The sequence below is a fragment of the Aurantimonas sp. 22II-16-19i genome, assembly GCF_002088275.1.
Taxonomy (GTDB): Bacteria; Pseudomonadota; Alphaproteobacteria; order Rhizobiales; family Rhizobiaceae; genus Jiella.
Window position 1 is genome coordinate 387,064 of sequence record NZ_AQQS01000001.1, and the last position, 20,324, is coordinate 407,387.

A 20,324-nucleotide genomic window follows, 5' to 3' on the forward strand; every position below is an offset into this window, starting at 1 on the left:
GCGTCAATTCAGCAGGGGATCGAGGACGAAGGGCTTCGGCGGAACCTTGTTCCGCGACACCTCGGCGGCGCTGATCGAAAGGTTCTTGTTCGAGGCGGTCAGGGAGGTCGGCTTCAGGAGCCCGGCCGTGTCGCGGCTATTGGTCCGGCTCTGCGACGTCGCCACGACCGGCGGCACCTCTCCCGTGGTCGGGCCGACCGGCAGGTTCTTCACGCCGCACCCGGCCAGAAGGCTCAAGGCAACAAGGCTCGCAGATAGCAGTTTCACGGATCGCTCTCTCATTGCCGGATGCCGCGCGCTCCCCGCGCCCTGGCCGATCATCGGCACGGTGATAGCGGTTTCCCGCCGCAAAAGCATCCGCTCATGGCTCAATTTCCCTCGGTTGCGAGGCGCTGTCGCCAGTAGGACACTTGTTCGCGGACATTGTCGGGCGCGGTGCCGCCGAAACTCTTGCGGCTCCTCACCGACGCATCGACCCCGAGCACCGCATAGACGCTCGCATCGATCCGGCTGTCGAGGGATTTGAGCACGTCCAGCGGCAGGTCCTCCAGGCCGAGGCCGGAGCTCTCCGCCAGCGAGACCGCCCGCCCGGTCACGTGATGGGCCTCCCGGAAGGGCAGCCCCGCCTCGCGCACCAGATAGTCGGCAAGGTCCGTCGCGGTCGAGAAGCCGTGGCCGGCCGCCTTGCGCATCGCGTCGACATTGACGGAGAGGTCGCGGATCATGCCGGTCGCGGCAGCCAGCGCCAGCGCCAGCGAATCGATCGCGTCGAAGACCTGTTCCTTGTCCTCCTGCATGTCCTTGGAATAGGTCAGCGGCAGCCCCTTCATCACCGTCAGGAGCGAGACCAGCGCGCCGTTGATCCGGCCGGGCTTGGCCCGCACCAGCTCGGCGGCGTCGGGATTGCGCTTCTGCGGCATGATCGAGGAGCCCGTCGAAAACGCGTCCGACAGCTTCACGAAGCCGAATTGCGGCGTCGACCAGATGACGATCTCCTCGGCGAGCCGCGACAGATGGGTGGCACAAATCGCCGCGACCGACAGGAACTCCAGCGCGAAGTCGCGGTCCGACACCGTGTCGAGGGAATTGCGCGTCGGCGTCGAGAAGCCGAGCGTCTTGGCCGTCCTGTGGCGGTCGATGGCAAAGCCGGTGCCGGCCAGCGCCGCCGCGCCCAGCGGGCTCTCGTCGAGGCGCTTCAGCGCGTCGCGGCAGCGCGAGCGGTCGCGCGCCGCCATCTCGACATAGGCGAGGCAATGATGGCCGTAGGTCACCGGCTGGGCCACCTGCAGATGGGTAAAGCCCGGCATCACGGTGTCGGCATGGGCCTCGGCCTTGTCGAGCAGCGCGGCGATGAAGTCGCCGAGGCTGACCTCCAGCGCCTGGAAAGCCGCCCGCACATGCATGCGAAAATCCAGCGCCACCTGGTCGTTGCGCGAGCGCGCCGTGTGCAGCCGGCCGGCGGCCGGGCCGATCAGCTCGGCCAGCCGCTGCTCGATATTCATGTGGATGTCCTCGAGCCGTCGCGAGAACGTGAACGTGCCGGCCTCGATCTCGGCCTCGATCTTCGCCAGACCATCGACGATCAGGGCGGCATCTTCGGCGGCGATGATGCCCTGCGCCCCGAGCATTTCGGCATGGGCCTTGGAACCGGTGATGTCCTCGCGGTAAAGCCGCTTGTCGAAATCGATCGAGGCGTTGATCTCCTCCATGATCGCGTCGGGGCCGGAGGCGAAGCGTCCGCCCCACATCTCGTTGCTGGTTTTCTGGCTCATCGGTACCGTCTGGACGAAGGAGTGATCGAAGTATGACGCAGGAACGTTCCAGGGGGTCTGGCAGGCGCCTCGCCGCGATCGCGGGTCTGGCGCTGGTCCTCGGCATCGCGGTTGGCGTCGGCGTGCTATACGTGAGCGAAACCGGGTCTGGCAACGCGGTCGCCTCGTCCTGCCCGCTGGACGAGCGGTTCACGGCGGCGATCGACGCGACCGCGAGCGGCGAGGTCGCGGCGGTGCGGGCGCTGGAAACGTCCTTCGACGCAAGGACCATCGCCTTCCAGGATGAGGCGGGCAAAACCGTCTCCCTCGCCGACTTTGCCGGACGCACGCTCCTCGTCAATGTCTGGGCGACCTGGTGCGGCCCCTGCCGGGCCGAGATGCCGGCGCTCGACGCGCTGGAACGGACGAAGGGCGGCGACGACTTCGCCGTCGTCCCGATCAGCGTCGACATGGGCGACATCGCCAAGCCGAAGCAGTTCTACGCCGAGACGAACCTCTCCACCCTGCCGCTCTATCACGACGGCTCGCTCTCGACCTTCAACGACCTGAAGTCCAAGGGCCTCACCCTCGGCCTGCCGGTCTCGCTCATCGTCGCGCCGGACGGCTGCGCTCGGGCCGTCGTCGCGGGCCCCGCCGAATGGGCGAGCCCCGATGCGATCCGGCTGATCGAGGCGGTGACGGGCTTGGGTGCAGCGACGGGGACGGACAAGGAGGCTGCCAGGCTGGGGGCCTGACAGTCTACCGCAGGCGCGGCTGATCCTACCGCTGGCGCGGCTGATCGGCCGCCGCGGCCACCGCGTCGCGCAGCGCCCGAACCTCGCCGTTCAGCGCCTGCAGCCGCTCCGGCGACATCGCCGAGGCGGCGACGAGGCGCTCGCCGATCCGGCGCGTGACGCTGCGCACCGCCCGGCCCTCCCCGGTCAGCGTCACCAGAACCTGCCGCTCGTCCCTCGGATTGCGCTGGCGGGTCAGGAGGCCGGCTGCCTCGAGCCGCTTCACCAGCGGCGTGATGGTGCTGGATTCCAGCGCCAGCCGCTCGGCGATCGTCCCGATGGTCAGGCCGTCCTCCTCCCAAAGCGTGCCGAGGACGAGATATTGCGGATAGGTGATTCCGGCCTCGTCCAGCACCGGCTTGTAAAGCCGCCCGATCGCCATCGAGGCACCGTAGAGGGCGAAACACAGATGGTCGTCGAGGGGCAGGCCAGTGTCCGTCATGATGTCTCGGTCTCGGTGTCTCTGTCTCGGTGTCTCGGTCTCGGCGTCTCGTCGCGGCTGGAGGGCGGCTGCCTGGAGGCGGTGGCGAGAAACCGGTCCAGCCGCCATGCCATATGGGACGCAGCGGGGACGATGGCACCTCGCACGATTAATTATCACGATAATGTTTATCGACACAGGACGCGGTTGGAGCTAGATATTGCTTATCGCGATAAACGATATCGCAGCTCACAAGGAGATCCCGACATGCCCGTGGATGTCATCTACAAGACCACCGCCACCTCGACCGGCGGCCGCGACGGCGCCGCCCGTTCCGACGACGGCTCGGTGGACGTGAAGCTCGTCGTGCCGAAGGAGATGGGCGGCCCCGGCGGCGTCGGCGCCAACCCCGAAAAGCTGTTCGCGGCCGGCTATTCCGCCTGCTTCCTCGGCGCCATGAAGGCGGTCTCCTCCAAGGTCGGCGTCAAGGTTCCCGCCGATGCGACGGTCACCGCCGAAGTCGGCTTCGGCCCCCGCTCGGAAGGCGGCTACGGCATCACCGCAAATCTCACCGCCACCCTCCCCGGCGTCGACCGGGAGGCCGGCGAAAAGCTCATGGCCGCGGCGCACGAGGTCTGCCCCTATTCCAACGCCACCAGAGGCAATGTCGACGTCGGCCTGACGCTCGCCTGAGCCTCCTCAAAACACCTGTCATCGACGGCGCGGCACTCACGAGGGTGCCGCGCCGTCACGCGCTTGTGGCCGGCTACGCGCTTCCGTCGTAGATTTCCGGAGTATCGGAGACAGCGCCATGCCGATCACATTGACCGTCACCGAAACGGGCGAAGTCACCCTCGACCGGGAATTGCTCGACCCTTTGGGCGTTAAGCCCGGTGAGGAGATCGAAGCAGAACTCGACGTTGGCGGCAGCTGATCCTGAAGGCCGAAACTCAAGCCCGGACTGCTCGGATCGAAGACGCCTTCGGCAAGCTGAGCCATCTTGCGACGGGGCCTGCACCAACAATCGAGGAATTGAACGAGATCATCGCAGACGCTTGGGCCGGCAGGCGGTGACGTGAGCCCCCTCATCCTGAGGTGCGACGCCGAGCGAAGCGAGAAGGAGCCTCGAAGGGCGAGGGGGCGGCTCCCGAAGTCGCGGCGTTCATCATGGAAGCGGCACGACGAACTCGCCCAACCGCACGGCCCGACATCGCAGAGCGGCGTCCCGCTCCCTCGCCCTTCGAGGCTCCCCCGCTCTGCGAGCGGGCTCGCACCTCAGGATGAGAGAGTTCGTGTATCGCGTTCCCTGACCTTCACCGCGTCGGCACCGGCTCCTCGCCGCGATAGTCGTAGAAGCCGCGGCCGGACTTGCGGCCGAGCCAGCCGGCTTCGACATATTTCACCAAGAGCGGGCACGGCCGGTACTTGGAGTCCGCCAGCCCGTCATGCAGCACCTGCATGATCGACAGGCAGGTGTCGAGGCCGATGAAGTCGGCGAGCTGCAGGGGGCCCATCGGATGGTTGGCGCCGAGCTTCATCGCCGTGTCGATCGACGTCACCGAGCCGACGCCCTCGTAGAGCGTGTAGATCGCCTCGTTGATCATCGGCAGGAGGATGCGGTTGACGATGAAGGCCGGAAAGTCCTCCGATACCGTGATCGCCTTGTCGAGCGCGCCGACGAAGACCTTGGCCGCCTCGAAGGTCTCTTCCTCCGTGGCGATGCCGCGCACCAGTTCGACCAGCTTCATCACCGGCACCGGGTTCATGAAGTGGATGCCCATGAAGCGCTCGGGGCGGTCGGTTGCGGAGGCGAGCCGGGTGATCGAGATCGACGAGGTGTTCGTCGCCAGCATCGCGCTCGGCTTCAGATGCGGGCAGACCTCCCGGTAGATCTTGCGCTTGACCGTCTCGTCCTCGGTCGCCGCCTCGATGACGAGGTCGCGGTCGCCGAGATCGGCGACATTCGTCGTGCCGGCGATGCGGGCGAGCGCGCCGGCCTTGTCGGCCTCGCTGATCTTTTCGGATGCCAGCTGGCGGCCCATCGACTTGTCGATGCGCTGCAGGCCGGAGGCCACGCGATCCTCGGCGATGTCGTAGAGCTTGACGTCGAAACCGGCGAGCGCCGCGACATGGGCGATCCCCGCCCCCATCTGGCCCGCGCCGACGACACCGATCGTTCTGATTTCAGACGCCATTTTCGCTCTCTCCCAGGGTCTTGTTGCACCGCAGCATAGGCTTGGCCGCACCGGCGATCAAGCAGACGGGCTCAGAGCTTGTCCTTCATCTCCGGCAGGATCTGGAACAGGTCGCCGACGAGGCCGTAGTCGGCCACCTGGAAGATCGGCGCCTCCTCGTCCTTGTTGATGGCGACGATGACCTTGGAATCCTTCATGCCGGCGAGATGCTGGATCGCCCCGGAAATGCCGGCGGCGATGTAGAGCTCGGGCGCCACCACCTTGCCGGTCTGGCCGACCTGCCAGTCGTTCGGCGCGTAGCCGGCGTCGACCGCGGCGCGCGAGGCGCCGACGGCGGCGCCGAGCTTGTCGGCGAGCGGCAGGATGAACTCGTCGAACTTCTCCTTCGAGCCGAGCGCCCGGCCACCGGAGAGGATGATCTTGGCCGCCGACAGCTCCGGGCGCTCCGAATGGGCGAGCTTCTCCTCGACGAAGCGGGAAAGCCCCGGATCGCCCGCCGCCTCGACGGAGGCGGTCTCGGCAGAGCCGCCCTCGCCCGTCGCCTGGAACGCCGAGGTGCGCACGGTGATCACCTTCTTGGCGTCCTTCGACTTCACCGTCTGGACGGCGTTGCCGGCATAGATCGGCCGCTCGAAGGTGTCGGGCGCGATCACGGCGGTGACGTCGGAGACCTGCATGACGTCGAGGAGCGCGGCGACGCGCGGCGCGACGTTCTTGCCGGTGGTCGTCGCGGCGAAGACGATGGCGTCGTAGCCCTCGGCGAGCTTGACGACGAGATCGGCCATGGGTTCGGCGAGATGATGGGCATAGGCCGCATCGTCGGCGCTCAGCACCTTGGCGACACCGCCCAGCCTGGCGGCAGCCTCGGCGACCGCGCCGGCGCCCTGTCCGGCCACCAGCACATGCACGTCGCCGCCGAGCATGGAGGCGGCGGACAGCGCCTTGGCGGTCTGCTCGGACAGGGTCTGGTTGTCGTGCTCGGCGATCAGAAGGGTGGTCATGTCGTTGTCCTCGGGTAGCCCGGTATCCCGTGTCGTCGGGTCTCGTCGGGCGCTTCGTCCGGTCGGTGCAAGGGTGCCGCCTCAGGCGGCAAGGCAGGCGGCGCGGCGGCCGCCCGCTCTAGCGTCACAACAGGCCGGCCTCGTTCTTCAGCTTGTCGATGAGCTCGTCGACGGAGGCGACCTTGACGCCGGCCTCGCGCTTCTTCGGCTCTTCGGTCTTCAGCACCTCGAGGCGGGGCGCGATGTCGACGCCGAAGTCCTCGGGGCTCTTCTCGTCGATCGGCTTCTTCTTGGCCTTCATGATGTTCGGCAGCGAGGCGTAGCGCGGCTCGTTGAGGCGAAGATCGGTGGTCACCACGGCCGGCATCTTCAGATCCACGGTCTGCAGGCCGCCATCGACCTCGCGGCTCACCGTCAGGCGACCGTCCGCCGGCCGGACCTCGTTGGCGAAGGTGCCCTGGCTCCAGCCGAGCAGCGCCGCCAGCATCTGGCCGGTCTGGTTGCAGTCGTCGTCGATCGCCTGCTTGCCGACGATGACGAGGTCGGGCTTCTCCGCCTCGACGACGCCCTTGAGGATCTTGGCGACGGCGAGCGGCTCGGTCGGCTGGTCGGTCTTGACCAGGATGCCGCGGTCCGCGCCCATGGCGAGCGCCGTGCGGATCGTCTCCTGCGCCTGCTGCGGGCCGACGGACACGGCGATCACCTCGGTCGCCGTGCCGGCCTCCTTCAGGCGGATCGCCTCCTCGACGGCGATCTCGTCGAACGGGTTCATCGACATCTTGACGTTGGCGAGTTCGACGCCCGAGCCGTCCGACTTGACGCGGATCTTCACGTTGTAGTCGACCACCCGCTTGACTGCGACGAGAACTTTCATGGGCGGATTGTCTCCTTCGAGGTGTCTTTCAAGCGACGATTTTGTTGCGGCACTCTTCGCGCAAAGCGGGGCGGCTTGGCAAGCCGGAGGCGGTCGTCACCGCCACTGCGATCGCGGGAAACTAGGCCCGCCATCAGGATTTCGCCCTTCCCGGGCATCGGTGCGACCCGTGCCGGCGGCCGCGGCGACGGCCAACGCCCGGCGATTCGCCTCGGCAGGGCGCCGATCCCGGCGCTCCCCTCACCGGCTGCCTCCCGGCACCCAGAGGACGTCCGCCCTGCCCTCGTCGTTGGCGATGCGGGCGGCGACGAAGAAGTGGTCGGACAGGCGATTGACGTAGCGGATGGCGGTGGCGGCGACGGGCTCGCCCTGCTTGGCCGAAAGCGCGATCATCAGCCGCTCGGCGCGGCGCGCCACGGTGCGGGCGAGATGCAGATGCGTCGCGGCGGGCGAGCCGGCCGGCAGCACGAAGGACTTCAGCGGCGACAGCCGCGCATTCATCGCGTCGATCTCGGCCTCCAGCCGCTCCACCTGGCTGTCGACGACCTTCAGCGGCTCGAATTCGAGCTTCTTGCCGGTGTCGGGGGTGGCGAGCTCCGCCCCGAGGTCGAAAAGCTCGTTCTGGATCCGCGCCAGCATCGCGTCGATCTCCGCCTCGGCATAGAGCCGCGCGAGACCGATCACGGCATTCAGCTCGTCGACGGTGCCGTAGGTTTCGACCCTGAGATCCGCCTTAGAGCGGCGCTCGCCATTGCCGAGCGAGGTCTCGCCCAAGTCGCCCGTGCGGGTGTAGATCCTGTTCAGTCGGACCAAATCCGCCTCCCTTCCAGTGTTCTCGATGGACGTCTGCGGCGTCAGCGCTTGGCCAGCAGCAGCACCCCGACGATGAGGATGACGGCGAGCCCCTGCAGCATGACGCGGGCCCGCATCAGCTTCTGCGAGGTGTTGCCGGAGCCGCCGCGCATCATGTTGACGAGCCCGGCGAGCAGCACGCCGGCGGTGACGATCATCACCAGGAGGGCAAGATAGGTCAGGAAGCTGGACATGCCGTCCTTTCGGTTTCGAAACGAGGGATCGTTTCCGCTTCATATAAGCGCGCGGAGCGTTTCAGCGAACCGCTCCCGCAAGACAGCATCGCAGCATCGCGGCCCGCCGCCTCATCGCGCACCCTTCAGCCGCACCCGCCCCATCGCGGCGGAGACCCCCACGCCCGCCAGAAGCAGGCCGCCCAGCTGGACGATCGTCAGCGTCTCGCCGAACAGGAGATAGGCCATCACGGCGGTGACGCCCGGCGTCAGATACATCAGCGAGGCCACCTTCGAGACGGCGCCCTCCCGGATCAGCATCATCATCAGGAAGATCGCGCCGATCGACAGCACCACGGTCAGCCAGACCAGGGCGAAGATCACCTCGCCGTTCCACTCGATGCGCATCGTCTCGAACAGGGCGGCGAGGGCAAAGCTCGGGATCAGCGCGCCCAGATACTGGTAGAAGGTGCCGGTTCTGACGTCGATCCCGGTGGCGAAGCGCTTCTGCCAGATCGTGCCGATCGAGATCGCCAGCGCCGACAGGCAGGCCGGCGCGACGTTGACGAAATGGTAGTCGCCGCCGCTGCCGAGCTTCGGCAGGATGACCAGCGCGACGCCGACGAGGCCGAGGAAGAGCCCGAGCGCGTGGCGCGGGCGGATCGTCTCGCCCAGCGCCGGCGCGGCGATCAGCGCGGTGATGATCGGCTGCAGGCCCACGATCAGCGCGGCGACGCCGGCATTCAACCCGTGCCGCACGGCGAAGAACACCCCGCCGAGATAGACGCCATGGATCAGGCTGCCGGCGATCATCGAATGGCCGCCGAGGCGCCAGCCCGGCCAGGCGGCCCGGGAGACGAGCGCCATGGCGCCAAGCAGGACGAGCGCCAGCGCATAGCGCAGCGACAGGAAGGTGAACGGCTCCGCATAGGGCATGGCGAAGCGCGCGCCGATGAAGCCGGTCGACCAGAGGAGCACGAAGACGGCCGGAAAGAACGAAACGAAACGCTGCACGTCGGCGCCGCACCCGGAATGGGAGATGGAGGAAGATGCCCGCCGGGCCCCGCCTCTGGAATGAACGGCAACCCTGTATCGCGAACGGCCGCGCTCTGTCACGACCTCGATCGCAGCGTAGGACTCGAACAAATCAGCCTCCGGAGAACCCGGCGCGCTTCAGACGCCCGCTCCGCCGCTCCGCCAGATAACCAGATCTTGACGATTTCCATCGACAGTGAGTGATCAAGAGATCGCTTCCGGGGGGAATGCAAGTGTTTGGCAGAACGCGCAGCAAGAAGACTTTCAAGGACCATGCGGCGGAGGCCGTCTTTCACCTCTCCCCCGACGGCTACTACGTCCTCGACGACGGCGTCCTCACGGAATGCAACCCGTCGACGGAACGCATGCTTGCCGCCAGCCGCGAGCGGCTGATCGGGCTGCGCTTCGAGGACCTGTCGCCCGAAAAGCAGGCCTGCGGGACCCGCTCCAGCGAGCTGGTGAAACGCATCCTCGCCGATGTCGCGAGAGACGGCGTCACCCGTTTCGAATGGAAGATGAAGCGGCTGGACGGTACGACCTTCCCCGGCTTCCTGACGCTGATCGCCTCGGAAATCGACGGCCGCCCCGCGGTCATCACCTTCCTCGTCGACATGACGATCATGGTCGAGTTGCGCGAGCAGGGCGACAAGGCCCGCATCGCCGAGGAGGCTGCCGCGAAGAAGCAGTCCGACGCCTTCGCGCTGCTGGCGGACGGCCTGTCGAAGGTCGCCTCGGGCGATCTGTCGGTGCGCGTCGGCCCAAGGATGCCCCAGGGCTTCGAGCGCATCGGAAACGACTTCGATTCGGCGATCGGGTCGTTGGGCGCGGCGATGGGGGAGGTCACCGAGTCGGTCCGGATCGTCGCGGCGACGTCGGGCGAGATCGCCGGCACGGCCGACGATCTGGCGCGCCGCACCGAGCAGCAGGCGGCGACGCTCGAAGAGACCGTCGCGGCGCTGAACGAGATTTCCCGCGCCGTGAACCAGACGGCGCAGAGTTCGAGCGCGGCACAGAAGACCGCCTCCACCGCCCGCCAGAAGGCCGAGCGCGGGGGCACGGTGGTGGCGTCGGCCATCGAGGCGATGAACCGCATCGAGGGCTCGTCCCAGCAGATCAACCAGATCATCTCGGTGATCGACGAGATCGCCTTCCAGACCAACCTCCTCGCGCTGAACGCCGGCGTCGAGGCGGCCCGGGCCGGCGAGGCGGGCAAGGGCTTTGCCGTCGTCGCCCAGGAAGTCCGGGCGCTGGCGCAGCGTTCCGCAGAAGCCGCCAAGGAGATCAAGGCGCTGATCTCCGCGTCGTCGGATCAGGTGGAAACCGGCGTCGAGCTCGTCACCGCCTCCGGCCGGAGCCTCGAGGAGATCGTCGCCGAAGTCTCGGCCATGAGCGAGACGATCAACCAGATCGCCAGCGCCGCCGGCAACCAGGCGACGAGCCTGCGCGAGCTCTCGAGTGCGGCCGACGCCATGGACAAGGCGACCCAGCAGAATGCCGCCATCGTCGAAGAGACGACCGCCGCGGCCAGATCGCTGGCCATCGAGGCCGAGAAGCTCGACACCATCGTGCAGAAGTTCGAGGTCGAGGAACGCCCCGTGACAACGCGGCGCCCCCAGCGCCTGGCCGCCTGAGGCCACTCAGCCCCGTGAACCGACACCAACGGGCAGATGCCGCCGCATCCGCCCGTTGAACCGCCTCCCCTTGCATCAGGACGGGCTCCGGTCGCCCCCCGACGAGACCACGTCGTGCCATCTCCATCCGTCGCTCTCGACCAGCGACTTGAGCAGGCGGCGATCCGCCCCGCCCGTGTCGGCCGCGATGGCAGGCGTGGCGTCGATGGGCACGCCGTTCGCCACCGCCGCGCTCAGGTCGGGCGCCGCCGGTTGTCGCTCGGAGATGTTGATATGGGCCGACTCCATCGCCCCCAGGAACGTCGCGACGGCCGCCTGGCACTGGACCAGCGACAGTCGGCTCGGCCGAATGTGCTCGGGTGTCGAATGCGAGATCGCGTCGATCGCCTCGCTGAACGCCGCGAGACGGACCGGTAGCGCCGACTCCGCATGCCTGCTGTGGAAATAGTGCAGGATCGGATAGGCGAGATGCTGCTCGCCGAGCGTCAGGATCTGCGTCGAGATATCCGGCAGGACGCCTTCGAGGCTCGCCAGGCTCTTGCCGTCCCAGGCCATTTGCAGGATGCCGGCCGGCGTGCTGCCGATGCCATGGATCGTCAGCGCCAGCTGGCGCTTCTGGACGGCGGCCGAGAGGATCGGCACGAGATACGTCACCGACAGGGTCAGTGCCAGAAGCCCGTTGGCCGCGCAGACCGCGGTGAGGATCTGCCAGAGGGCGCCGGACGGCTTGAAGTCGCCGATCCCCAGCGTCGTGACCGTGTAGCCGGCGAAGTACAGCGCATCGAGCGCGCCGGCCGGCTCGTTCGTCGATGCATCGACGATGCTCCCGCTCGCGCCGAGAAACACCAGCCACCAGCCCAGCCACAGGCCGGCATACCAGCCGAGCGTGGTCAGGGCGAGGAACAGCGGGCCGATCTTGGTGAAGATCGCGTGGCGCCTCGGGCTCTTCGAAAAGACGCGCAGGCACAGCTTCCAGATCAGCCGCAGGCCGCGCGACGTCAGCGGGCCCGCCCCTTGCGCGGTGAGGGTCGTCATGCCGATCTCCGCGATCGTCCAGGCGACGACGAGGATGCCGAGGAAGGTCACGGCGATCATCGGCCCGATCCCTCGCGCACAGACCCCGGTTTGGAGTTGCTCAAGTCGTCATCCTCACAAAAAAGGCCCGCCATTCCTGCGGCCCGTCCACCAGTCCGGGATTGCATCTCGCCTCGTTCTCGAACCATGCCTGGCCCTGAACGCAGGAACGCCAAGTATTGTTCAAATTCAACGACGTCTTCCTGCCCGTCGGGCGCTGCTGAGACGCTTCCCGAGTGGCATCGGCCGCTGCCGGAATGTTCGCTCCTGCCCGCCTGCCTTGCCCGCTGCCTGCACCGGTCGGAACAATACGACTAGAATCCTCATGATTGGGGAAGCTGACTTGAAAGTTCTGTCGGCCATTTTCCGAACAAGAGATTCGGGAACCAGCGTCATGACCAACAGCGACCCCTTACCGTCGATCGAGATCGCTTCCGTCTACAGCGCCTTCGCGTCGAGACAGTTCGAGCCGGCGACCCTCGCCATCGAGAACCGCAGCACCGAGACGGCGCGGGCCGTGCCGGACGAACTCCGGGCGTCCCTCGCCGGATCGCTGCGATCGCCGGAAATCAACCAGGCCTATATCGAGAGGCTGAAGGCGCAGGCCGAGGAACAGGCGATCAATCGCCGGGCGATGCGCACCCGCACGCAGGTCGACGCTGTCGGGTCCAAGGCTTCCCTCGACCTGACGGCCCTGAAGAACAGCCCCGAGGCAACGACCGCCACCGGCAATGGTCCGCTCGATGCCGTGATGGAGGCCTATCGCGCCAATCTCGGCTGACCCGGGGCATCGTTCGTCCGGCGGGAAGCACAAGGCACGCCCCGACGCACCGACCGACCTGTCGTGCCCGACAGCGATGCCGGTCTTCGGGCCGGTGCCGTTCCAGTTCCACCAAGGCCGGGAGGGCCACGGCCAGCGAGCGCCCAGCCCGGGCGCCCGCTTCCGCAAAGCCGGCGCCGTGCCTCAGAGGGCGGCGCCCGCTGTGCCGGTGACGCCCTTTCCGCAGATATCCCGGGATGGCCTCACGCCGCCTTTTTCTGCCCCTCGTCGACGAAACGCGCCAGGTTGGTCGCCACCGTCGCCGCGCCGTTCAGGCGCTTTTCCGGTGTCGGCCAGTCGCGGATGAGGACGATCGACTGGTCCGGCCGGATCTTCGCCGCCGCGCCCTGCTCGCCGATATAGCGCACGAGCGCCGCCGGATTGGCGAAGTTCTTGTCGCGGAAGGTGATGACGATCCCCTTCGGTCCGGCATCGAGCTTCTCGATGTTGGCCTTCCGGCACAATGCCTTGATGAACACGACTTTCAGAAGGTGCTCCACTTCGGTGGGCAGCGGCCCGAAGCGGTCGATCAGCTCGGCGCCGAAACCGTCGATCTCGCGGGCGTCGCCGAGATCGGCGAGGCGGCGATAGAGCGTCATGCGCAGCTGCAGGTCGGGGACGTAGTGCTCTGGGATCATCACGGCGGTGCCGAGCGTGATCTGCGGCGACCACTGGCCGTTCGTCTCGCTCTCGACGCCCTTCATCTCGGCGACGGCCTCTTCTAGCATCTGCTGGTAGAGCTCGAAACCGACCTCCTTGATGTGGCCGGACTGCTCATCGCCGAGGAGGTTGCCGGCGCCGCGCTGGTCGAGATCGTGGGAAGCCAGCTGGAAGCCGGCGCCGAGAGTGTCCAGCGACTGCAGCACCTTCAGCCGACGGTCAGCGCCCTTGGTCGGCGTCTTGTTGGCCGGCAAAGTGAGGAGGGCATAGGCCCGCTGCTTGGACCGTCCGACGCGGCCGCGGATCTGGTAGAGCTGGGCGAGGCCGAACATGTCCGCCCGGTGGACGATCAGCGTGTTCGCCGTCGGGATGTCGAGGCCGGATTCGACGATGGTCGTCGCCAGCAGGACGTCGTACTGGCCCTCGTAGAAGGCGTTCATGATGTCGTCGAGTTCGCCCGCCGCCATCTGGCCGTGGGCGACCGCCACCTTCAGCTCCGGCACCTGGGTGTCGAGGAACTCCTTCACCGAGGCGAGGTCCGACACCCGCGGGCAGACATAGAAGCTCTGGCCGCCCCTGTATCGTTCGCGCAGCAGCGTCTCGCGCACCACCATCGCGTCGAAGGGCGAGACGAAGGTGCGCACCGCCATGCGGTCGACCGGCGGCGTGGTGATCAGCGACAGTTCGCGCACGCCGGTGAGAGCGAGCTGCAGCGTCCGCGGGATCGGCGTGGCCGAGAGGGTGAGGACGTGCACGTCCGACTTCAGCTCCTTCAGCCGCTCCTTGTGCTTGACGCCGAAATGCTGCTCCTCGTCGATGATCAAAAGGCCGAGCGACTTGAAGTTGACCGCCTTGCCGAGCAGCGCATGGGTTCCGACGACGATGTCCAATGTACCGTCGGCGATGCCTTTCTTGACACCTGCCAACTCCTTCGCCGTCACCAGCCGCGAAGCCTGGCCGACCTGGATCGGCAGGCCGCGGAACCGTTCGGCAAAGGTCTTGTAGTGCTGGCGGGCGAGCAGCGTCGTCGGAACGACGACCGCCACCTGCAGCCCGTTCATCGCCGCGATGAAGGCGGCCCGCAGCGCCACCTCGGTCTTGCCGAAGCCGACATCGCCGCAGACGAGGCGGTCCATCGGCTTGCCGGCGGCGAGATCGTCGGTGACCGCGTCGATGGCGCCGAGCTGGTCCTCGGTCTCCTCATAGGGGAATCTCGCGGCAAACTCGTCCCACAGCCCTTCCGGCGGCAACAGCCGCGGCGCCCCGCGCATCTCGCGCTCGGCTGCGATCTTGATCAGGCCGCCCGCCATCTCGAGCAGCGTCTTCTTCAGCTTGGCCTTGCGGGCCTGCCAGGCGCCGCCGCCGAGCCGGTCGAGCATGGCTTCCGAGCCCTCGCCGCCATAGCGCGACAGGAGCTCGATGTTTTCCACCGGCAGGAACAGCCGGTCGTCGCCGTGATAGCGCAGCTCCAGGCAGTCGTGCGGCGCCCCCGCCGCCTGGATGGTCTTCAGCCCGACGAAGCGGCCGATACCGTGGTCGACATGGACGACGATGTCGCCCTCGTCCAAACCGGAGACCTCGGCGATGAAGTCGGAATTTTTCCGCCGCTTGCGGCCGCGCCGCACGAGCCGGTCGCCGAGAATGTCCTGCTCGGCGACGACGACGAGATCGTCGCTCTCGAAACCGGCTTCGAGGCCGAGGACGGCGGTGACGACGAAGTTCTTCGGCGCCTCGCGCACCTGCTTGAGGGTCTCGGCCGGCTTGATGTTGCCGAGGCCGTGCTCCTCCATCACCTGGGTCAGCCGCTCGCGCGAGCCTTCCGTCCAGCCGGCCAAAAGCACCCGCTGCCCCGCGGCGCGCAGCTTGGCGACATGGTCGACCGCCTCGGCGAAGACGTTGACGCCCTCGGCGGTGCGCTCGGTGGAGAAGTTGCGCCCGCGCCGGTAGTCGAGATTGTAGGCGTCGCGGCCGAGGACGTCGGAGACGCCATAGGCCGAGAAGCGCACCGGCTCGGCGCTGGCGAGACCGCCGGCGAGCTCGTCGTCACTGAGGTAGAGCGCGTCCGGCTCCACCGGATGATACGGCACGCCGCCCTCGCCGCCGCCCTCGCCGCCGCTCTCGCCGGCGCCGCGCTTTCGCGCCTGATAGTGGTCCTCGATCAGCGTCCGGCGCTCGGCCACCGCCTCGCTGGTCAGATGGTCGAGGACGAAGGCAAAGCCCCGGCAGTGGTCGAAGATCGTGTCGAGCCGCTCGTAGAACAGCGGCAGCCAGTGCTCCATGCCGGCGAAGCGCTTGCCCTCGGAGATCGATTCGTAGAGGGCGTCGCCGCGCTGGGCGGCGCCGAAGCGCTTGATGTAGCTGGTCCGGAAGCGGCTGATCGTCTCGTCGCGCAGCGAGACTTCCGAGACCGGCGACAATTCGAAGCGCTTCAGCTGCTTCGTCGTGCGCTGGCTCGCCGGATCGAAGGCGCGCACCGTCTCCAGCGTGTCGCCGAAGAAGTCGAGCCGCACCGGCTCCTCCGCCCCCGGCGCAAAGACGTCGAGAATGCCGCCGCGCACCGCATATTCGCCGCGCTCGCGCACCGTCGAGACCCGCTCGAAGCCGCCCCGCGTCAATGCCGTGACGATCTTCTCCATCGGCATCTGGCCGCTGGCGGCGACCGAGATCGCCTCCTCGGCGAGGAGTTCCGCCGGCGGCATCTTCTGTAAAAGCGCGTTCGCCGTGGTGAGGATCACCGCCCGGTGCGGCGCCTCGCGAAGGCTGGCCAATGCTGCCATCGCCGCGAGCCGCCGCGCCGCCGCCTCGGAGGAGGGGCCGACGCGGTCATAGGGCAGACAGTCCCAGGCCGGCAGCGTCAGGACGGGCAGCTCCGGCGCGACGAATTTCAGCGCCTCCTCGATCTCCGGCATGCGGCTGCCGTCGCGCATGACGAAGACCAGCGGCCGCTTCTTGGCGCGGTGGCGCGCGACGTCGGCAAGAACGAAGGCTTCGGAGCCCTCGACGACACCGCCGATATCGAGCGCGCCGTCCCTGTCCAGCGCCTTCTTGAGCTTGTCCGGCAGGCTCACGTCTCGCTCCCCGCGGCCTTCTCGGCGCCGACCGCCATGCCGCCGGCCGCAGCCCCGCCGACATGAAAGTCGCGGATCTGCCGGAACACCGGCGTGTCGAAATTGGCCGGCGTCTCCGCCTCGCCGGTCAGCCACATGAAGATGTCGCGATCCTGCGCTTCCATCAAAAGCTCGTAGTCGTCGAGCTCTGCGTCGCTCAACGTCCCGATCTTCGCGTCGGCGAACTGCCCGAGCACGAGATCCATCTCCCGGATGCCGCGATGCCAGGAGCGAAAGAGCGCCTTGCGGCGACGAATGTCGAGATCGCTCGATGAGCGCTGCATGCCTGTCATGGGAAACCTGTCGCCTGGGAACAGCCCCTCATATAGGCACCGATCGGCTCTGTCAGCAGATCGGCCATTCGTTGCTTGCCTTCATCGGCATGGTCGCTAAACGTCGCCCCATGCGCCCCTCCCTCCTCGACCCCCTCTTCGCCCCCGTCACCACGCTGGAAGGCGTCGGGCCGAAGCTCGCCGGCCTCTTGCAGACCCTGCTGGTGCGCCCCGGCGAAACGCTGCGCATCCGCGACCTCGTCTTCCACCTGCCGACCGGCCTCGTCGACCGGAGGAAGCGCGGCGAGATCGCCACCGCCCCGGAAGGCGCGATCGTCACCCTCACCGTCCGCATCGACCGCCACCAGCCCCCTGGACGGGCGCAGAAGTCGGTGCCCTACCGGGTGTTCGCGACCGACGAGACCGGCGAGATCGCGCTCACCTATTTCCGGGCGCAGCCGGCCTGGATGGAAAGCCTCCTGCCCGTCGGCGAGACGATGATCGTCTCCGGCAAGGTCGAGTGGTTCAACGGCCGCCCGTCCATGGTCCATCCGGATTTCGTCGCCAGCCTCGAGCGGGCCGAGACCATGAGCCTCGTCGAGCCGATCTATCCGATGACGGCCGGGCTCTCCGGCAAGGTGTTGCGCAAGGCGATCGGCCAGGCGCTGGAGCGCGTGCCGCCCTTCCCCGAATGGATCGAGCCTTCGGTCGTGAAGCGCCAGACCTTCCCGACCTTCAACGACGCGCTGAAGCGCCTGCACGACCCGGCGGACGCCGCCGACATTTCGCCGGAGAGCCCGTCATGGCGCCGCATCGCCTATGACGAATATCTGGCGAGCCAGCTCGCCCTCGCCCTCTCCCGCCAGAACCAGAAGGCGGTGCCCGGCCGGGCGATGACCGACCCGGCCGGGCGGCTGGCCAAGGTCAAGGCCGCCCTGCCCTTCGCGCTCACCGCCGGCCAGGAACAGGCCTTCGCCGAGATCGCGGCCGACATGGCGAGCCCCGAGCGCATGCTGCGCCTCCTGCAGGGCGATGTCGGCGCCGGCAAGACGATCGTCGCCCTGATGGCGATGGCGGTGGCGGCAGGGTCCGGCTGCCAGTCGGCCCTGCTCGCCCCGACGGAAATCCTCGCCCGCCAGCATTTCGCCAGCCTCGGAAAACTCTGCGAGGCCGCGGGCCTCGCCATGACCCTCCTCACCGGCCGCGACAACGGCAAGGCCCGCGCTGCCAAGCTGGAGAGTATCGCCAACGGTCAGACCGACATCGTCGTCGGCACCCACGCGCTGTTTCAGGAAGACGTCGCCTACCACGACCTCGGCCTCGTCATCGTCGACGAGCAGCACCGCTTCGGCGTCCACCAGCGCCTGTCGCTGACGAGAAAGGGCCGCGGCGCCGATCTCCTGGTGATGACGGCCACCCCCATCCCGCGCACCCTCGTCCTCTCCGCCTTCGGCGACATGGAGGTCTCGCGCCTCTCGGAAAAGCCGAAGGGGCGAAAACCGATCGCGACCGTGGCGCTGCCCACCGACCGCATCGAGGAGGTCGTCGAGCGGATCGGCAACGCCATTGCCGGCGGCCAACGGGTCTACTGGGTCTGCCCGCTTGTGGAGGAGAGCGAGAAGAGCGACCTTATGGCCGCCGAGGAGCGCGGCCGTCAGCTCCGCGACGTCTTCGGCGAAGACACCGTCGGCGTCGTCCACGGCCGCATGAACGCCGAGGAGAAGGACACCGTGATGGGCGCCTTCAAGCGCGGCGAAAAGCGCCTCGTCGTCGCAACCACGGTCATCGAGGTCGGCGTCGACGTGCCGGAGGCGACGATCATCGTCATCGAACACGCCGAGCGCTTCGGCCTCTCCCAGCTCCACCAGTTGCGCGGCCGCGTCGGCCGCGGCGACAAGCCCTCGGCCTGCGTCCTCCTCTACCGCGGCCCCCTGGGCGAAACGGCGGCGGCCCGCCTCAAGGTCATGCGCGAAACCGAAGACGGTTTTCGCATCGCCGAGGAAGACCTGAAACTGCGCGGCGAAGGCGACCTCCTCGGCACCCAGCAATCGGGCCTCCCCTTCTTCCGCATCGCCCGCACCGAGCACCACGCCGACCTGATGGAGGTGGCGCGGGATGACGCGCGGCTAGTGCTGGCGAAGGACCCGGAGCTGAAGGGCGAGCGGGGCGAAGCGCTGCGGGCGCTGCTGTATCTGTTCGGGAAGGACGAGGCGGTGAGGCTGCTGCGGTCGGGATGAGGTAGCTACTCTTTAGCGATTACTACGGGTGTTTTTACTTTCAGATAAAGAAGCCACGAGCCTCCTTCCAATTTCAACAACTGTAGCAACATCGCAAATAATTTGGCCATGAATTGTAACAGGTCGGCTTTTCTCCCCATAAGAATGGGTCATTAAGGGTTGAAATTTACCAAGCGAACGCTGTCTAGCCATCAATTCATCCCACTGTCTCCAGTTCCCTGTCTGAGCTGCCTCTTGTGATTCCGCTTCAATCTGTGCGTATTTCTCTGCGTCTTGCTCGCTAAGAGTTGCCGGAGGGATATAAACGGGAATACGATGCGCTACGGCATGCCGATAGTTCTCAAGATATTCAAACCATGGATCCGAAGCGATAAGATATGCGCGAAACTCGTATGGGAGACTTTCTCGTACAATGAGATTCTTACGCCCAAATCCAATCATCCCGTCGGGTATTGCAAGGCCCTTTTTATTCCGAAGATCAGTTTCGACGCACCAAATACGAGCCATATTGTCAATGGCACCATATACGTTTAGCAAAAACGACTGTATGAACGCCTCAGCGTCATGTAGATCCCTTTTGGATGGGGACTTCGAATCTCCCAAAGAGATCACGGAGAAAATTCGTTCTGTCAAATGCGTAAGAGCACGTATGCGACGGCAAAGTCCGTGCTTAGCGTACTCAGATCCAGTTGCGGTGACGTAATCGCGACAAATGATTGTCAAAAACAATCCTTCGCTCGCACGCAACCATTCATCCTTTGTATCAATTATGTGAGCAATATCAGATGAAGCGTACATATTGCGTCTTCTTTTGAATATTGGTAGCGGTGATTCAGATGTCTCAGTACCTCTTGCCAGACATACAAGTCACAGCCACGGTTCACGTGCCTCTTCATCTTCGGCCCGCAGGTCGGCGATATATACCTTTGCTCCTCACTAGCACTTAGTTTCAGGCCGAGCGGCCTTTTCCGACGCCGAAAGGGCAATGGAACAGCTCAGGCATGGATCCCAGTGCAGGCGCAGGAGGACGACGAAGCGGGGGTGAAGTCGCCCCTCCCGCTGGGCCGGACAGCATGATCGACCCAGGTGGCGGAGCCGCGAAGCGGCACACACCTCACGCCACCCTCTTCCCCGGCAGCCGCTCCGCCATCCCCTCCGGATCATCATAAACGAGATCGATCATCGTCAGCCCCAAGGCGTCCGGCTTGGTCCGGCGTTGCTCCCAGTTGCGCAGCGTCGCGGCCGGGACCTGGAGGAGGCTCGCGAAGTCGGCCTGACTGGCGGCGAGGCGCGCGCGCGTCGCCTTGAGCTTGGCGGCATAGTCCAGTGGCGCGAGAGGCACGTCGCTCCAATCCGGGTTATCATCGCCGACATCAACCACAGCGCTTCACCTCGCGGTCGTTCGCCTTGCGCACGGAGACCACCCA

19 protein-coding genes and 2 pseudogenes are annotated in these 20,324 nt (G+C 66.7%); 7 read left to right on the top strand and 14 right to left on the bottom strand.

Annotated elements, in window-relative coordinates:
- Nucleotides 1–3: 3 nt before the first annotated feature.
- Nucleotides 4–372, bottom strand: a complete 369-nt coding sequence (locus tag ATO4_RS26810; RefSeq protein ID WP_139802188.1) for a hypothetical protein — start codon at nucleotides 370–372, stop codon at nucleotides 4–6.
- Nucleotides 369–1,772 (bottom strand): argininosuccinate lyase, encoded by a 1,404-nt coding sequence (argH, locus tag ATO4_RS01835; protein ID WP_083589668.1) that lies wholly within the window; start codon nucleotides 1,770–1,772, stop codon nucleotides 369–371. The genes ATO4_RS26810 and argH overlap by 4 nt, the downstream gene beginning before the upstream one ends.
- A 32-nt stretch (nucleotides 1,773–1,804) precedes the next feature.
- Between argH and ATO4_RS01840 the strand changes: the two genes are divergently transcribed.
- The gene (locus tag ATO4_RS01840) at nucleotides 1,805–2,506 is read left to right on the top strand and encodes a TlpA family protein disulfide reductase (RefSeq protein ID WP_083589669.1); all 702 of its coding nucleotides are present in this window, start codon (nucleotides 1,805–1,807) and stop codon (nucleotides 2,504–2,506) included.
- Nucleotides 2,507–2,531: 25 nt separating this feature from the next.
- On the opposite strand, the gene ATO4_RS01845 is transcribed toward ATO4_RS01840, so the two are convergent.
- Complete coding sequence (locus ATO4_RS01845) at nucleotides 2,532–2,987, bottom strand: MarR family transcriptional regulator (RefSeq protein WP_083589670.1); 456 nt, start codon at nucleotides 2,985–2,987, stop codon at nucleotides 2,532–2,534.
- Between the two features lie 246 nt (nucleotides 2,988–3,233).
- On the opposite strand from ATO4_RS01845, the gene ATO4_RS01850 reads away from it, so the two are divergent.
- A complete protein-coding gene (locus tag ATO4_RS01850) occupies nucleotides 3,234–3,659 on the top strand; it encodes an organic hydroperoxide resistance protein (RefSeq protein WP_083589671.1) in 426 nt (141 codons plus the stop codon).
- Between the two features lie 118 nt (nucleotides 3,660–3,777).
- Nucleotides 3,778–3,900 carry an AbrB/MazE/SpoVT family DNA-binding domain-containing protein gene (locus ATO4_RS28040; protein WP_210191007.1) on the top strand — a complete coding sequence of 41 codons (123 nt, stop codon included), beginning with the start codon at nucleotides 3,778–3,780 and terminating at the stop codon, nucleotides 3,898–3,900.
- A 379-nt stretch (nucleotides 3,901–4,279) separates the two neighbouring features.
- Here the strand turns inward: ATO4_RS28040 and ATO4_RS01860 are convergent, their stop codons facing one another.
- The 6 genes from ATO4_RS01860 to ATO4_RS01885 all read right to left on the bottom strand — a co-directional run bounded on the left by ATO4_RS01860 (nucleotide 4,280) and on the right by ATO4_RS01885 (nucleotide 9,075).
- The gene (locus ATO4_RS01860; RefSeq protein WP_083589672.1) at nucleotides 4,280–5,161 is read right to left on the bottom strand and encodes a 3-hydroxybutyryl-CoA dehydrogenase; all 882 of its coding nucleotides are present in this window, start codon (nucleotides 5,159–5,161) and stop codon (nucleotides 4,280–4,282) included.
- Nucleotides 5,162–5,232: 71 nt separating this feature from the next.
- A complete protein-coding gene (locus ATO4_RS01865) occupies nucleotides 5,233–6,162 on the bottom strand; it encodes an electron transfer flavoprotein subunit alpha/FixB family protein (protein ID WP_083589673.1) in 930 nt (309 codons plus the stop codon).
- 124 nt (nucleotides 6,163–6,286) lie between these two features.
- Nucleotides 6,287–7,036, bottom strand: a complete 750-nt coding sequence (locus ATO4_RS01870) for an electron transfer flavoprotein subunit beta/FixA family protein (protein WP_083589674.1) — start codon at nucleotides 7,034–7,036, stop codon at nucleotides 6,287–6,289.
- Nucleotides 7,037–7,276: 240 nt separating this feature from the next.
- Nucleotides 7,277–7,849 (bottom strand): cob(I)yrinic acid a,c-diamide adenosyltransferase, encoded by a 573-nt coding sequence (locus tag ATO4_RS01875; RefSeq protein WP_083589675.1) that lies wholly within the window; start codon nucleotides 7,847–7,849, stop codon nucleotides 7,277–7,279.
- A 41-nt stretch (nucleotides 7,850–7,890) separates the two neighbouring features.
- Nucleotides 7,891–8,082 (bottom strand): twin transmembrane helix small protein, encoded by a 192-nt coding sequence (locus ATO4_RS01880; protein WP_083589676.1) that lies wholly within the window; start codon nucleotides 8,080–8,082, stop codon nucleotides 7,891–7,893.
- 111 nt (nucleotides 8,083–8,193) lie between these two features.
- The gene (locus ATO4_RS01885) at nucleotides 8,194–9,075 is read right to left on the bottom strand and encodes a DMT family transporter (protein ID WP_245308511.1); all 882 of its coding nucleotides are present in this window, start codon (nucleotides 9,073–9,075) and stop codon (nucleotides 8,194–8,196) included.
- 248 nt (nucleotides 9,076–9,323) lie between these two features.
- Between ATO4_RS01885 and ATO4_RS28210 the strand changes: the two are divergent.
- A pseudogene (locus ATO4_RS28210) lies at nucleotides 9,324–9,722 on the top strand (PAS domain-containing protein); the annotation flags it as partial.
- 66 nt (nucleotides 9,723–9,788) lie between these two features.
- Nucleotides 9,789–10,727, top strand: a pseudogene (locus ATO4_RS01890) (methyl-accepting chemotaxis protein); the annotation flags it as partial.
- A 75-nt stretch (nucleotides 10,728–10,802) separates the two neighbouring features.
- Here the strand turns inward: ATO4_RS01890 and ATO4_RS01895 are convergent.
- Nucleotides 10,803–11,822: a potassium channel family protein gene (locus ATO4_RS01895; protein WP_083589678.1), complete on the bottom strand. Its 1,020-nt coding sequence runs from the start codon at nucleotides 11,820–11,822 to the stop codon at nucleotides 10,803–10,805.
- Between the two features lie 373 nt (nucleotides 11,823–12,195).
- Between ATO4_RS01895 and ATO4_RS01900 the strand changes: the two genes are divergently transcribed.
- Entirely contained in the window at nucleotides 12,196–12,582 is a 387-nt protein-coding gene (locus tag ATO4_RS01900) for a hypothetical protein (protein ID WP_083589679.1), read from the top strand.
- 242 nt (nucleotides 12,583–12,824) lie between these two features.
- Here the strand turns inward: ATO4_RS01900 and mfd are convergent, their stop codons facing one another.
- Nucleotides 12,825–16,349: a transcription-repair coupling factor gene (gene mfd / locus ATO4_RS01905; protein ID WP_083589680.1), complete on the bottom strand. Its 3,525-nt coding sequence runs from the start codon at nucleotides 16,347–16,349 to the stop codon at nucleotides 12,825–12,827.
- Complete coding sequence (locus ATO4_RS01910; RefSeq protein WP_083589681.1) at nucleotides 16,346–16,681, bottom strand: succinate dehydrogenase assembly factor 2; 336 nt, start codon at nucleotides 16,679–16,681, stop codon at nucleotides 16,346–16,348. Before ATO4_RS01910 ends, mfd begins: the two co-directional genes overlap by 4 nt.
- A 110-nt stretch (nucleotides 16,682–16,791) precedes the next feature.
- On the opposite strand from ATO4_RS01910, the gene recG reads away from it, so the two are divergent.
- On the top strand, nucleotides 16,792–18,897 hold the full coding sequence (recG, locus tag ATO4_RS01915; RefSeq protein ID WP_083589682.1) for an ATP-dependent DNA helicase RecG: 2,106 nt from the start codon (nucleotides 16,792–16,794) through the stop codon (nucleotides 18,895–18,897).
- A 12-nt stretch (nucleotides 18,898–18,909) separates the two neighbouring features.
- Here recG and ATO4_RS26815 read toward each other — a convergent pair whose 3' ends face one another.
- A complete protein-coding gene (locus ATO4_RS26815; RefSeq protein ID WP_139802189.1) occupies nucleotides 18,910–19,695 on the bottom strand; it encodes a hypothetical protein in 786 nt (261 codons plus the stop codon).
- A 316-nt stretch (nucleotides 19,696–20,011) separates the two neighbouring features.
- Nucleotides 20,012–20,278 carry a hypothetical protein gene (locus ATO4_RS01920; RefSeq protein WP_083589683.1) on the bottom strand — a complete coding sequence of 89 codons (267 nt, stop codon included), beginning with the start codon at nucleotides 20,276–20,278 and terminating at the stop codon, nucleotides 20,012–20,014.
- Nucleotides 20,279–20,324 lie beyond the last annotated feature (46 nt).